This window comes from Variovorax sp. P2_H12 (genome assembly GCF_056403395.1).
The window spans coordinates 136,273-148,959 of record NZ_JBFUFO010000007.1; the positions used below are offsets into that span (position 1 = coordinate 136,273).

12 protein-coding genes are annotated in these 12,687 nt (G+C 67.8%); all 12 read left to right on the forward strand.

Going from position 1 to position 12,687, the window contains the following annotated elements; genetic code table 11:
- Nucleotides 1-120: 120 nt before the first annotated feature.
- A complete protein-coding gene (gene rlmN / locus AC1DYK_RS06800) occupies nt 121-1,269 on the forward strand; it encodes a dual-specificity RNA methyltransferase RlmN (RefSeq protein ID WP_478165561.1) in 1,149 nt (382 codons plus the stop codon).
- A 4-nt stretch (nt 1,270-1,273) separates the two neighbouring features.
- Complete coding sequence (gene pilW, locus AC1DYK_RS06805; RefSeq protein ID WP_478165562.1) at nt 1,274-2,107, forward strand: type IV pilus biogenesis/stability protein PilW; 834 nt, start codon at nt 1,274-1,276, stop codon at nt 2,105-2,107.
- Complete coding sequence (locus AC1DYK_RS06810) at nt 2,100-3,020, forward strand: helix-turn-helix domain-containing protein (protein ID WP_478165563.1); 921 nt, start codon at nt 2,100-2,102, stop codon at nt 3,018-3,020. Before pilW ends, AC1DYK_RS06810 begins: the two co-directional genes overlap by 8 nt.
- An 8-nt stretch (nt 3,021-3,028) precedes the next feature.
- The gene (ispG, locus tag AC1DYK_RS06815) at nt 3,029-4,321 is read left to right on the forward strand and encodes a flavodoxin-dependent (E)-4-hydroxy-3-methylbut-2-enyl-diphosphate synthase (protein ID WP_478165564.1); all 1,293 of its coding nucleotides are present in this window, start codon (nt 3,029-3,031) and stop codon (nt 4,319-4,321) included.
- A 9-nt stretch (nt 4,322-4,330) separates the two neighbouring features.
- Complete coding sequence (gene hisS, locus AC1DYK_RS06820) at nt 4,331-5,644, forward strand: histidine--tRNA ligase (RefSeq protein ID WP_478165565.1); 1,314 nt, start codon at nt 4,331-4,333, stop codon at nt 5,642-5,644.
- Nucleotides 5,645-5,647: 3 nt separating this feature from the next.
- A complete protein-coding gene (locus tag AC1DYK_RS06825) occupies nt 5,648-6,343 on the forward strand; it encodes a YfgM family protein (protein WP_478165566.1) in 696 nt (231 codons plus the stop codon).
- Complete coding sequence (bamB, locus tag AC1DYK_RS06830; RefSeq protein ID WP_478165567.1) at nt 6,340-7,485, forward strand: outer membrane protein assembly factor BamB; 1,146 nt, start codon at nt 6,340-6,342, stop codon at nt 7,483-7,485. The genes AC1DYK_RS06825 and bamB overlap by 4 nt, the downstream gene beginning before the upstream one ends.
- A 21-nt stretch (nt 7,486-7,506) precedes the next feature.
- On the forward strand, nt 7,507-8,847 hold the full coding sequence (der, locus tag AC1DYK_RS06835) for a ribosome biogenesis GTPase Der (RefSeq protein ID WP_478165568.1): 1,341 nt from the start codon (nt 7,507-7,509) through the stop codon (nt 8,845-8,847).
- A gap of 175 nt (nt 8,848-9,022) precedes the next feature.
- The gene (gene hfq, locus AC1DYK_RS06840; RefSeq protein WP_442287887.1) at nt 9,023-9,268 is read left to right on the forward strand and encodes an RNA chaperone Hfq; all 246 of its coding nucleotides are present in this window, start codon (nt 9,023-9,025) and stop codon (nt 9,266-9,268) included.
- Nucleotides 9,269-9,320: 52 nt separating this feature from the next.
- A complete protein-coding gene (hflX, locus tag AC1DYK_RS06845; protein ID WP_478165569.1) occupies nt 9,321-10,490 on the forward strand; it encodes a GTPase HflX in 1,170 nt (389 codons plus the stop codon).
- A gap of 41 nt (nt 10,491-10,531) precedes the next feature.
- Nucleotides 10,532-11,701, forward strand: a complete 1,170-nt coding sequence (gene hflK / locus AC1DYK_RS06850) for an FtsH protease activity modulator HflK (protein WP_478165570.1) — start codon at nt 10,532-10,534, stop codon at nt 11,699-11,701.
- Nucleotides 11,702-11,714: 13 nt separating this feature from the next.
- Entirely contained in the window at nt 11,715-12,617 is a 903-nt protein-coding gene (gene hflC / locus AC1DYK_RS06855; RefSeq protein ID WP_478165571.1) for a protease modulator HflC, read from the forward strand.
- The last annotated feature ends 70 nt before the right edge of the window (nt 12,618-12,687 follow it).

The window sequence follows — 12,687 nt, forward strand, 5'->3', positions numbered from 1 at the left end:
CCCACCCCCTCGCCGGGGGCAACACCAGCGGCCCGGCAAAGCCGGTTCCGCGGTGTTCCTGGAATGGCGTGCCTGCGGGCGCGTCGGGACCTGCGTGGGTGTTCGCAACTTGGGTTTGATATGACCACGGCCAACCTGCTCGACTTCGATCTGGAGGGATTGGCCGCGTTCTGCGAACGGCTGGGCGAGAAGCGTTTCCGCGCGACGCAGCTGTTTCGCTGGATCCACCAGCGGGGTGCTGCGGATTTTGCGCACATGACCGACCTGGCGAAGTCGCTGCGCGAGAAGCTCGCGACCACGGCCCGGGTCGAGCCGCTGCCGGTGCTCACGCAGCACGAATCGGCGGACGGCACCATCAAATGGCTGTTCGACGTCGGCGACGGCAACGCGGTCGAGGCCGTGTTCATTCCCGAGGACGACCGCGGCACGCTGTGCGTGTCCTCGCAGGCCGGCTGCGCGGTCGGCTGCCGCTTCTGCTCGACCGGACACCAGGGCTTCAGCCGCAACCTGACGACCGGCGAGATCACCGCCCAGTTGTGGTTCGCCGAGCATTTCCTGCGCAAGCACCTCGGCCGCAGCGAACGCGTGATCTCCAACGTCGTGATGATGGGCATGGGCGAACCGCTGCAGAACTACGCGGCGCTGGTGCCGGCACTGCGCACCATGCTCGACGACAACGCCTACGGCCTGTCGCGCCGCCGCGTGACGGTGTCGACCTCCGGCGTGGTGCCGATGATCGACCGGCTCGGCGGCGATTGCCCGGTCGCGCTCGCGGTGTCGCTGCACGCGCCCAACGATGCGCTGCGCGACGACCTCGTGCCCCTCAATCGGAAATACCCGATCGCCGAACTGCTCGAGGCCTGCAAGCGCTACCTCGCGCATGCGCCGCGCGATTTCATCACCTTCGAATACTGCATGCTGGACGGCGTGAACGACCAGCCCGAGCACGCGCGACAGTTGCTCGAGCTCGTGCGTTCGGCTGGCGTCTCCTGCAAGTTCAACCTGATTCCGTTCAATCCTTTCCCGGCGTCGGGCCTGCTGCGTTCGCCGCAACCTCGCGTCCTGGCCTTCGCCAAGGTGCTGAGCGAAGCCGGGATCGTGACCACCGTGCGCAAGACGCGCGGTGACGACATCGACGCCGCCTGCGGCCAGTTGGCCGGCGACGTCAAAGACCGCACGCATGCGGCCGAGCGCATGGCGCAGCGGCGCATCGTGGTGCTTCATCCGGCCCGCGACGGAGCCGCCACATCCAATGCCCAGGAGCAATGATCCGATGAGCAAGGCCTTTCCGAATGCACGCGCGCTGATGCTGCAGGTCTCCTGTGGCGTCGCTGCAGCCTTCCTGCTGGCGGGCTGCGTCAACACCAAGAATGGCGTGCTGCAGACCTCGGCCAGCAAGGACGCGCCGATCATGACGGACTCCGACGAGAGCAATGGACGCAAGCGTGCCAAGCTGCGCATCGAATTGGCGATCGGTTACTTCCAGCAGGGCCAGACCACGGTGGCGCTCGACGAGATCAAGCAGGCGCTGGCGGCCGATCCGACCTTCGCAGATGCCTACAACCTGCGCGGCCTGGTCTACATGCGGCTCGACGATCCGGCGCAGGCCGAAGACAGCTTCCGGCGGGCCATCGCGCTCGACCCGCGCGAGCCCAACGTGCTGCACAACTACGGCTGGCTGCTGTGCCAGCAGAACCGCTACGCCGATGCCCAGCAGCAGTTCAGCGCCGCGCTCGCCGCGCCCAACTACGCGGATCGCGCCAAGACGCTGATGACGCAGGGCGTCTGCCAGCTGAAGGCGGGGCAGCGTGCCGAAGCCGAGCGCAGCCTGATGCAGGCCTACGAGATCGATGCCGGCAATCCGGTCATCGGCTACAACCTCGCCTCGATACTGATGCAGCGCCAGGATTGGTCGCGGGCCCAGTTCTACATCCGGCGCGTCAACAACAGCCCGGCTGCCAGCGCCGAGACGCTGTGGCTCGGCATCAAGGTCGAACGCCAGCTCAACAACCGCGAATCGGTCGCGCAGCTGGCGGGCCAATTGCAACGGCGCTTCCCCCAGTCGCGGGAGGCGATTGCGTACGAACGCGGGAATTTCAATGATTGAGCGGGCCAGTGAATTCGGGGCCTCGGCTGCGGTGCCTCTGGTGGGAGGCGACAGCACCCACATGACGGCCGGCGCCATGCTGAGGGAGGCGCGGGAGGCGCACGGGCTGCACCTCGAGATGGTCGCGGCCGCGCTCAAGGTGACGCCTCAGAAGCTTGCCGCGCTCGAGGCGGACGACATCGAGTCGCTGCCCGATCCGGTGTTCGCACGGGCACTGGCCGCCAGCGTCAGCCGGGCGCTGCGGATCGATCCTGCACCGGTGCTGGCCAAACTGCCGGGCATCCAGCGGCCGGGCCTGGCAGAGGCCGACCGCACCATCAGCAGGAGCTTGCGCTCGTCGGTGCCGCGTTCGGGCTCCGGGTCGGGCTGGCGCCCGTCCCGGGCCCTGGTGGCCGTGGTGGGGTTGCTGCTGGTCGGCGCGGCGGTGTTGTTCTGGTTGCCGCAGTCAGTGTTCGACCAGCTCGGCACTTCGATCGCGCACCTGACTTCCCGGGACGATGCGGCGTCCGAATCGGCCAGCGCGCCCGTCGCGGCGACGGCACCCGCCGGCACGGCCGTCGAGGCGGTGGCGCCGGGGGCTGCCCCGCTGGCGCCGCCTGCCGAGGCCGTCGCGCCAGTCGCGGCCGAGCCGCCTGCGGCCGCCACTGCGCCGCCGGCCGCCGCCGACGGCAATGACCTGGTCGTGTTCATCGCCCGCGAGGACTCGTGGATCACCGTCACCGAGCCCGGCGGCAAGCAGCTGCTGCGGCGCACGGTCAAGGCCGGCGAAACGGTGGGGCTGTCCGGCAGCCTGCCGCTGTCGGTGGTGATCGGCCGCGCCTCGGTGGTCGATGTTCGGGTCCGCGGCAAGGCCTTCGACCTGGCGCCGATCACGCGCGCTGGTGGCGTGGCACGCTTCGAGGTCAAATCCTGAGGCCAGTCATGACAGACATTTCGAATCCCCTCGGCTGCCTGCCGATCGAACCCGCCGCGCCGCTGGGCCGGCGCTCGCGCCAGGCCCGCGTGGTCTGGGGGGCGCGCACGGTCACCGTGGGCGGCGACGCGCCGGTGCGCGTGCAGTCGATGACCAACACCGACACGGTCGATGCGGTCGGCACCGCGATCCAGGTCAAGGAGCTCGCGATCGCCGGCTCCGAGATGGTCCGCATCACGGTCAACACGCCCGAGGCCGCGGCCCAGGTGCCCTACATCCGCGAGCAGCTCGACCGCATGGGCATCGACGTGCCGCTGATCGGCGACTTCCACTACAACGGCCACCGCTTGCTGACCGACTATCCGGCCTGCGCCGAGGCGCTCAGCAAGTACCGCATCAATCCGGGCAACGTCGGCAAGGGCGACAAGCACGACCGCCAGTTCGGCCAGATGATCGATGCCGCGATGCGCTGGAACAAGCCGGTGCGCATCGGCGTCAACTGGGGCAGCCTCGACCAGGAATTGCTGGCCAATCTGATGGACATCAACAGCCGGCGCGCCGAACCCTGGGACGCCAAGCCGGTGATGTATGAGGCGCTCGTCACTTCGGCCATCGATTCCGCGAAGCTCGCCGAGTCGATGGGCATGCCGGGCAACCAGATCATCCTGAGCTGCAAGGTCAGCGGCGTGCAGGATCTGATCTCGGTCTACCGCGAACTGGCGCGCCGCTGCGACTACACGCTGCACCTGGGCCTGACCGAGGCCGGCATGGGCACCAAGGGCACGGTGGCCTCGGCGACCGCGCTGTCGATCCTGCTGCAGGAAGGCATCGGGGACACGATCCGCGTGTCGCTGACCCCGCAGCCCGGCGAATCACGCACCCAGGAGGTGCTGATCGCCAACGAGATCCTGCAGGCGCTGGGCCTGCGCGTGTTCGTGCCGAGCGTCACCGCCTGCCCGGGCTGCGGCCGCACCACCAGCACCACCTTCCAGGAACTGGCCAAGCAGATCGACGACTACCTGCGCCTGCAGATGCCGGTCTGGCGCACCAAGTACCCGGGCGTCGAGACGATGAAGGTGGCCGTCATGGGCTGCATCGTCAACGGTCCGGGCGAAAGCAAGCATGCCGACATCGGCATCAGCCTGCCGGGCACCGGCGAAGCCCCCGCCGCGCCGGTCTTCATCGACGGCGAAAAGGCACTCACGCTGCGCGGCGACAACATCGCCCGCGAATTCCACCAGCTGGTCGAAACCTACATTGAAAAACGCTTCGGCAGCGGCATCGCTTCCGAAGTCGCCTGAGCTCCATCCATGGCTGAAAAAATCAGTGCCGTCAAAGGCATGAACGACATATTGCCGCCCGATTCGGCGCGCTGGGAGTGGCTCGAAGCCATCGTGCGCGACCTCATGGGGCGCTACGCGTACCGTAACATCCGCACGCCCATCCTCGAGCAGACGGCGCTGTTCGTGCGCGGCATCGGCGAGGTCACCGACATTGTCGAGAAGGAGATGTACGCCTTCGAGGACCGGTCCGACAAGCACGGCCAGGCGGAGCACCTGGCGATGCGGCCCGAGAACACGGCCGGCGTCGTGCGCGCCGTCGTCGAACACAACCTGCTCTACGAGGGCCCGCGGCGCCTCTGGTACACCGGTCCCATGTTCCGGCGCGAGAAGCCACAGCGCGGCCGCTATCGCCAGTTCCACCAGATCGGCGCCGAGGCGCTCGGCTTCGCCGGGCCCGATGTCGATGCCGAACTGATCCTGCTGGCGGCGGCGCTCTGGAAGGCGATCGGACTGACGGATGTGCGGCTCGAGCTCAACAGCCTGGGCCAGCCGGCCGAACGGGCACTGCACCGCACTCAGCTGATCGCGCACTTCGAGCAGCATGCCGACAAGCTCGACGAGGATGGCAAGCGCCGCCTGCACAGCAACCCGCTGCGCATCCTCGACACCAAGAACCCGGCCATGAAGGAAGTGGTCGAGTCGGCCCCGAAGCTGATGGACTTCCTCGGCGCGGAGTCGCTGGCGCACTTCGATGGCCTGCGCGCGATCCTCGACGCCAACGGCGTCGCGTACACGATCAACCCGCGGCTGGTGCGCGGCCTGGACTACTACAACCTCAGCGTTTTCGAGTTCGTGACCGACCGGCTCGGCTCGCAGGGCACCGTCTGCGCAGGCGGCCGCTACGACGACCTGATCGTGCAGATCGGCGGCAAGGCGGCACCGGCGGTCGGCTGGGCGCTGGGCGTCGAGCGCGTGCTCGAACTGGTGAAGGAGCAGGGCACGCAGATCCCGCTGCCGGTGCCCGATGTCTATGCGGTGGTGCCCGACGCCGCCGCGATGCCGGTGGCGCTGCGCACGCTGCAGCAGCTGCGCGACGCCGGTGTCCGGGCCCAGATGCACGCGGCCACTGTCGACGGCCTCGGCAGCTTCAAGTCGCAGTTCAAGAAGGCCGACGCCAGCGGTGCGTCGCATGCGCTGGTCTTCGGCGCCGATGAGCTTGCCCGCGGCGAAGTCACGGTCAAGGCGCTGCGCGACGGCGGTGGCGCGCAGAGCGCCCGGCCACTGGCCGAACTGGCCACCTGGGCCGCCACCCTACAATCCTCGGCTCCCAACAACTCATAGCGCATGGCCACCCATCTCGACCTCGAAGAACAGGAACAGCTCGACCAGCTCAAGCATTTCTGGAACACCTACGGCACCCTGATCACCTGGGTCGTGCTGCTCGCGGCCGGCGCCTTCGTGGCCTGGAACGGCTGGCAGTACTTCCAGCGCAGCAAGGCGCTGCAGGCCTCGACGCTCTACGACGAGGTCGAGCGCAGTGCCCAGGCCGGCGACACCGCCCGCATCGAGCGCGCGCTGGCCGACATGAAGGACAAGTTCGCCAGCACCGCCTACGCCCAGCAGGCCGGCCKGCTGGCGGCTCGGGCGCTCTACGACAAGGGCAACGCCGAAGGATCGCGCGGTGCGCTGGCCTGGGTCTCGGAGCATGCGGTCGACCCGGGCTACCAGGCGGTTGCCCGGTTGCGGCTGGCTGCCGAGCTGCTCGAAGCCAAGCAGTACGACGAGGCGCTGAAGGCGCTCTCGGGCAATGTGCCGAAGGAATTCGACGCACTGGTGGCCGACCGCAAGGGCGATGTCCTCCTTGCGCAGGGCAAGCGCGACGAGGCCAAGGCCGAGTACCTCAAGGCCCTGGCGGCCTTCGAACCGGGCACCGACTACCGTCGCCTGGTCGAAATCAAGCTCAACGCCGTCGGCGTCGACCCGAAGAGCCTGGCTCCGGCGGCCGGCGGCGCGGCATCCCCAGCCAAGACCACACCATGAATCTGAAGCGTTATACGACCCTGGCGCCCGCGCTGCGCATCGGGGCCGCCGCGGCATTGATCGCGGCGCTCGCGGCGTGCGTCGGCACGTCGCGGCCGAAGCCCGCCGAACTGCCGCCCAGCGTGGCCCTGATGGGCATCAAGCAGGCCTGGAGCATGCGCATCCCGGCGGTGAGCTTCCCGCTCTCGACCATCGTGAACGGCGATCAGATCGCTGTCGCCAGCGGCGACGGCGTCGTGGCCGTGTTCGACGCCCGTGCCGGCACCGAGCTCTGGCGCGCCAAGGTCGGCGCGCCGCTGGCCGCCGGCGTCGGCAGCGACGGCAGGCTGGTCGCGGTGGTCACGGCCAACAGCGAGCTGGTGGCGCTGGAGGCCGGCAAGGTGCTCTGGAAGGAGCGCCTCACGGCCCAGGCCTACACGCCGCCGCTGGTGGCCGGCCGCCGGATCTTCGTCCAGGCCGCGGACCGCACGACGAGCGCCTGGGACGGCCAGAGCGGCCGTCGCCTCTGGTCGCAGCAGCGCACCGCGGAAAACCTGGTGCTGAAGAAGCCCGGCGTCCTGCTGGCGGTGGGCGACACCCTGATCGCCGGCGTTGGCGGCCGGCTGGTCGGGATCAATCCCGCGAACGGCTCGTCGCGCTGGGAGTCTCCCATCGCAGCACCGCGTGGCACGAACGACGTCGAGCGCCTGGTCGACCTGACCGGCAGCGTGAGCCGCCAGGGCGAAGTGATCTGCGCGCGGGCTTATTTCGCCAGCGTCGGCTGCGTCGATACCTCGCGCGGCACCTTGCTGTGGACCAAGCCGGCAGTGGGCGCCGACGGCGTCGGCGGCGACGACCGCTTTGTCTACGGCACCGAGGACAACGGCGCCGTGGTGGCCTGGCGCCGCGCCGACGGCGAACGCGCCTGGCAGCAGGCCGACCTGCTCAAGCACCGCATCCTGACGGCACCGCTGGCCGTCGGACGATCGCTGATCATCGGCGACGCCACCGGGCTGGTGCACGTTCTCTCGCGCGAGGACGGATCGCCGCTGAATCGTCTCAATCCCGATGGCTCGGCCATCGCAGCGACACCGGTTCTGGCCGGCAACACGGTCGTGGTCGTCACCCGCAATGGCGGCGTGTTCGGCTATCGCCCTGAGTAATCAAGTGAAAGGACGCCTTCCATGAAGCCGGTCATCGCGCTGGTCGGGCGTCCCAACGTCGGCAAGTCGACCCTGTTCAATCGCCTGACGCAGACGCGCGACGCCATCGTCGCCGACTTCGCAGGCCTCACCCGCGACCGCCACTACGGCAACGGCCGCCAGGGCAAGCACGAGTTCATCGTCATCGACACCGGTGGCTTCGAGCCCGACGCCGGCAGCGGCATCTTCAAGGAGATGGCCAAGCAGACGCGGCAGGCGGTGGCCGAGGCCGATGTCGTGATCTTCGTGGTCGACGCGCGCGAAGGGCTGTCGGCCCAGGACCACGACATCGCCAACGAGCTGCGCCGGCTCGGCAAGCCCTGTGTGCTGGTGGCCAACAAGGCCGAGGGCATGCACGACGGGACCCGGCTGGTCGACTTCTACGAGCTCGGCTTCGGCGAGGTGCATGGCATCTCGGCGGCCCACGGGCAGGGTATTCGCGACCTGGTCGAGCTCGCGCTCGAACCGCTCGCGCTGCCCGAGCCCGAGGAAGAGGGCGAGGAAGACCCCAACAAGCCGATCAAGCTGGCGGTCGCAGGCCGCCCCAATGTCGGCAAGTCGACCCTGATCAACACCTGGCTGGGCGAGGAGCGGCTGGTGGCCTTCGACCTCCCGGGCACCACCCGCGATGCGATCTCCGTGCCCTTCGAGCGCAACGGCCAGCGCTTCGAGCTGGTCGACACCGCCGGCCTGCGCCGCAAGGGCAAGGTATTCGAGGCGATCGAGAAGTTCTCGGTGGTCAAGACGCTGCAGGCCATCGAATCGGCCAACGTGGTGCTGCTGCTGCTCGACGCCACCCAGGGCGTGACCGACCAGGACGCCCACATCGCCGGCTACATCCTCGAGAGCGGCCGCGCGGTGGTGATCGCGATCAACAAATGGGATGCGGTCGACAGCTACCAGCGCGAGCAGATCCAGCGCCAGATCGAGACCCGGCTGCCGTTCCTGAAGTTCGCATCGCTGCATTTCATCTCGGCCATCAAGCGCCAGGGGCTGGGCCCGGTCTGGCAGTCGATCGTGCAGGCGCACAAGTCGGCCACCCGCAAGATGTCGACGCCGGTCCTGACGCGGTTGCTGCTCGAGGCAGTGCAATTCCAGGCGCCGAAGCGCTCGGGCATGTTCCGTCCGAAAATGCGCTATGCGCACCAGGGTGGCATGAACCCGCCGATCATCATCATCCACGGCAATTCGCTGGAACACGTCACAGAGGCTTACAAACGCTTCCTCGAAGGGCGTTTCCGCAAGGAGTTCGACCTGGTCGGTACGCCGCTGAGGATCCAGCTCAAGACCTCGAGCAATCCGTACGCCGGCAAGGACGACTGACCGCCGGCGCCTGGCGAATTGGCTGCCATTGAGCGCCGATGAGCGGCGTCAGGCGCGGAAGTTCCGGCGTTCGGTGCCGTTATTTTTAAAAGGCCATTGGACTAATTTGCTGCGACGCAGAATCGCTGTGTTAAGGTGACCGGTCCAACAACAACTCTTGAACACGGAGAATATCGTGAGCAATAAAGGGCAGCTTCTTCAAGACCCGTTCCTGAACACCCTGCGTCGCGAGCACGTGCCGGTTTCGATCTATCTGGTCAACGGCATCAAGCTGCAAGGCCAGATCGAGTCGTTCGACCAGTACGTCGTATTGCTTCGCAATACGGTGACCCAGATGGTCTACAAGCACGCCATCTCCACCATCGTGCCGGGTCGGGCCGTCAACTTCTCGGCTGCCGAGAGCGACGACACCCCCGCCTGAACGGCGCGGAGCGCGGCGGTCACCCGTCGCGCTTTTTCATATCTGATTCCGCTTGTCTGAACTGATCCCCCGGATAGATGGCGCCGTCGTTCTCGTCGGCGTGGATTTCGGGTTGCCCCATTTCGACGGCGAACTCGAGGAACTCGGCCTGCTCGCGCAGACCGCGGGCCTGGAGCCCGTCGCGCGTCTCGTCTGCAAGCGCAAGGCGCCCGACGCCGCCCTGTTCGTCGGCAGCGGCAAGGCCGACGAGATCCGAGAACTGGCCGAGCTGCATCGGGCCAGCGAAGTGGTCTTCGACCAGTCGCTGAGCCCGGCGCAGCAGCGCAACCTCGAGCGCCAGCTTGGCATCGCCGTCTACGACCGCACTTTCCTGATCCTCGAAATCTTCGCCCAGCGCGCCCGTTCGCACGAAGGCAAGCTGCAGGTCGAACTCGCGCGGCTGCAGTACCTGAGCACGCGGCTGGTGCGGCGCTGGTCCCACCTGGAGCGCCAGACCGGCGGTGCCGGTGTGCGCGGCGGCCCGGGTGAAAAGCAGATCGAACTCGACCGCCGGATGATCGGCGAGTCGATCAAGCGCACCCGCGAGCGGCTGGCCAAGGTGCAGCGCCAGCGCGGCACCCAGCGCCGGCAGCGCGAGCGGCGCGACACCTTCAACATTTCGCTGGTGGGCTACACCAACGCCGGCAAGTCCTCGCTCTTCAATGCGCTGGTGAAGGCGCGCGCCTATGCGGCCGATCAGTTGTTCGCGACGCTGGACACCACCACGCGGCAGCTCTACCTGGGCGACGCGCGCCGCAAGGTGTCGATCTCCGATACCGTCGGCTTCATCCGCGACCTGCCGCACGGGCTGATCGACGCTTTCAAGGCGACGTTGCAGGAGGCCGTCGATGCCGACCTGCTGCTGCACGTGGTGGATGCCTCGAACCCGCACCATCCCGAGCAGATGGCCGAGGTCCAGGCGGTGCTCAAGGAGATCGACGCCGACACGGTGCCGCAGGTCCTGGTGTTCAACAAGCTGGACGCCCTTGAAAGCACGCAGCATCCCCTGCATCTGCAGGACGAGGTCGATGTCAACGGTGTGCAAGTGTCCCGCATCTTCCTGAGCGCCCACACCGGCGAGGGCCTTCCCGCGTTGCGGGCCGAACTCGCACGGCGATCGCAGTCGCTGACCGAGGACATGTCCATTGAGGACGGGGCCGAATTGCACGGGGCGGCCGACTGATTGCGCACAATCCCAGTTCACTGACCAAAGAACAGAAACGAATGAATTCAAAGCCAGTGTGGAGACGGTTTCCGGCCATGTTCAACCTGAACGACGGCCGCTGGGGCCGGGGCGACGGCGGCAATGGCGGCGGCCTTCGGCCCGACATGAAGAACGCGGGCTTCGGGCTCGGCCTGATCGCGGTGGTGGCGGTCCTGATCTGGCTGGGCACCGGCTTCTTCATCGTCAACGAAGGCCAGCAGGCCGTGATCACGCAGTTCGGTCGCTACAAGGCCACCGTGGGGGCCGGCTTCAACTGGCGGCTGCCGTACCCGATCCAGCGCCACGAGATCGTCGTCACCTCGCAGATCCGCTCGGTCGACGTCGGCCGCGACACCATCGTGCGCTCGACCGGCCTGCGCGAGTCGGCCATGCTGACCGAGGACGAGAACATCGTCGAGATCAAGTTCGCGGTGCAGTACCGGCTCAACGATGCGCGGGCCTTCCTGTTCGAGAGCAAGGCGCCCGCCGACACCGTGGTGCAGGTGGCCGAGACCGCCGTGCGCGAGGTGGTCGGCAAGATGCGCATGGATGCGGCGCTGGCGGACGAGCGCGACCAGATCGCGCCGCGCGTGCGCACGCTGATGCAGACCATCCTGGACCGCTACAACCTGGGCGTCGAGATCGTGGCGATCAACCTGCAGCAGGGCGGGGTGCGCCCGCCCGAGCAGGTGCAGGCCGCGTTCGACGACGTGCTCAAGGCGGGCCAGGAGCGCGAGCGGATCAAGAACGAGGCGCAGGCCTACGCCAACGACGTGGTGCCGCGCGCCACCGGTACCGGCTCGCGGCTCAAGGAAGAGTCGGAGGCCTACAAGGCGCGGATCGTCGCACAGGCGCAGGGCGACGCGCAGCGCTTCAGCTCGGTGCTCAGCGAATACCAGAAGGCGCCGCAGGTCACGCGCGACCGCATGTACACCGACGCCATGCAGCAGATCTACAGCAGCACGAGCAAGGTGCTGATCGACTCCAAGCAGAACTCCAACCTGCTGTACCTGCCGCTGGACAAGCTGATGCAGCAGGCGGGACAGGGCGCCGCCGGCACGCCTGGCGATGCCACCAGCCCCGGCGCCGCGGGCACTGCCGCGCCGCCGTCGTCGGGGAGTCCGGCGGCGCCGTCCGCCGGCGATGCCCGCGCCCGCGATGGCCGTTCGCGCGATCGCGACGTGCGCTGAGGACTGGAAGCATATGAACAGAATCGGATTCATCGTCTCGTCGGTCCTGGTGGCGCTCGCGCTGCTGAGTTCCACGCTCTTCGTGGTCGACCAGCGCCAGTTCGGCGTCGTCTACGCGCTCGGCCAGATCAAGGAAGTGATCACCGAGCCGGGCCTGAACTTCAAGCTGCCGCCGCCGTTCCAGAACGTCTCGTACATCGACAAGCGCCTGCTGACGCTGTCGAGCCTGGACCCCGAGCCCATGCTCACGGCCGAGAAGCAGCGCGTGGTGATCGACTGGTACGTGCGCTGGCGCATCAGCAACCCGTCGGAGTACATCCGYAACGTCGGCCTGGACGAGAACGCCGGCGCGGTGCAGCTCAACCGGGTGGTGCGCAACGCCTTCCAGGAGAACATCAACAAGCGCACCGTGCGCGACCTGATCTCCACGCGCCGCGATGCGCTGATGGCCGACGTCCAGCGCGAGGTGCTGGCCGTGGTGAAGGGSGCCAACAAGCCGTGGGGCGTGGACATCGTCGACGTGCGCATCACGCGGGTCGACTATGTGGAGGCCATCACCGAATCGGTCTACCGCCGCATGGAGGCCGAGCGCAAGCGGGTGGCCAACGAGCTGCGTTCGACCGGTTTCGCGGAGGGCGAGAAGATCCGCGCCGACGCCGACCGCCAGCGCGAGGTGATCGTGGCCAATGCCTACCGCGACGCGCAGAAGATCAAGGGCGAGGGCGATGGCCGTGCCGCCGGCATCTATGCCGAGGCCTTCGGCCGCGATCCGCAGTTCGCGCTGTTCTATCGCAGCCTGGACGCCTACAAGCAGAGCTTCAACAAGAAGAGCGACGTGCTGGTGCTGGACCCCTCGTCGGAGTTCTTCCGGGCGATGCAGGGCGCCGGCTCGGGCAGCAACGCACCGCGTCGCTGAGCACGGCCGCCGTCAAGTGGACAGCGACACCTTCTGGAGCGCGCTGGCCCTGGTCCTGGTGATCGAGGGC

Coding starts and splice junctions, on each gene's coding strand:
- rlmN (WP_478165561.1), top strand. CDS start 121: ATGACCACGGCCAACCTGCTCGACTTCGATCTGGAGGGATTGGCCGCG.
- pilW (WP_478165562.1), top strand. CDS start 1,274: ATGAGCAAGGCCTTTCCGAATGCACGCGCGCTGATGCTGCAGGTCTCC.
- AC1DYK_RS06810 (WP_478165563.1), top strand. CDS start 2,100: ATGATTGAGCGGGCCAGTGAATTCGGGGCCTCGGCTGCGGTGCCTCTG.
- ispG (WP_478165564.1), top strand. CDS start 3,029: ATGACAGACATTTCGAATCCCCTCGGCTGCCTGCCGATCGAACCCGCC.
- hisS (WP_478165565.1), top strand. CDS start 4,331: ATGGCTGAAAAAATCAGTGCCGTCAAAGGCATGAACGACATATTGCCG.
- bamB (WP_478165567.1), top strand. CDS start 6,340: ATGAATCTGAAGCGTTATACGACCCTGGCGCCCGCGCTGCGCATCGGG.
- der (WP_478165568.1), top strand. CDS start 7,507: ATGAAGCCGGTCATCGCGCTGGTCGGGCGTCCCAACGTCGGCAAGTCG.
- hflK (WP_478165570.1), top strand. CDS start 10,532: ATGAATTCAAAGCCAGTGTGGAGACGGTTTCCGGCCATGTTCAACCTG.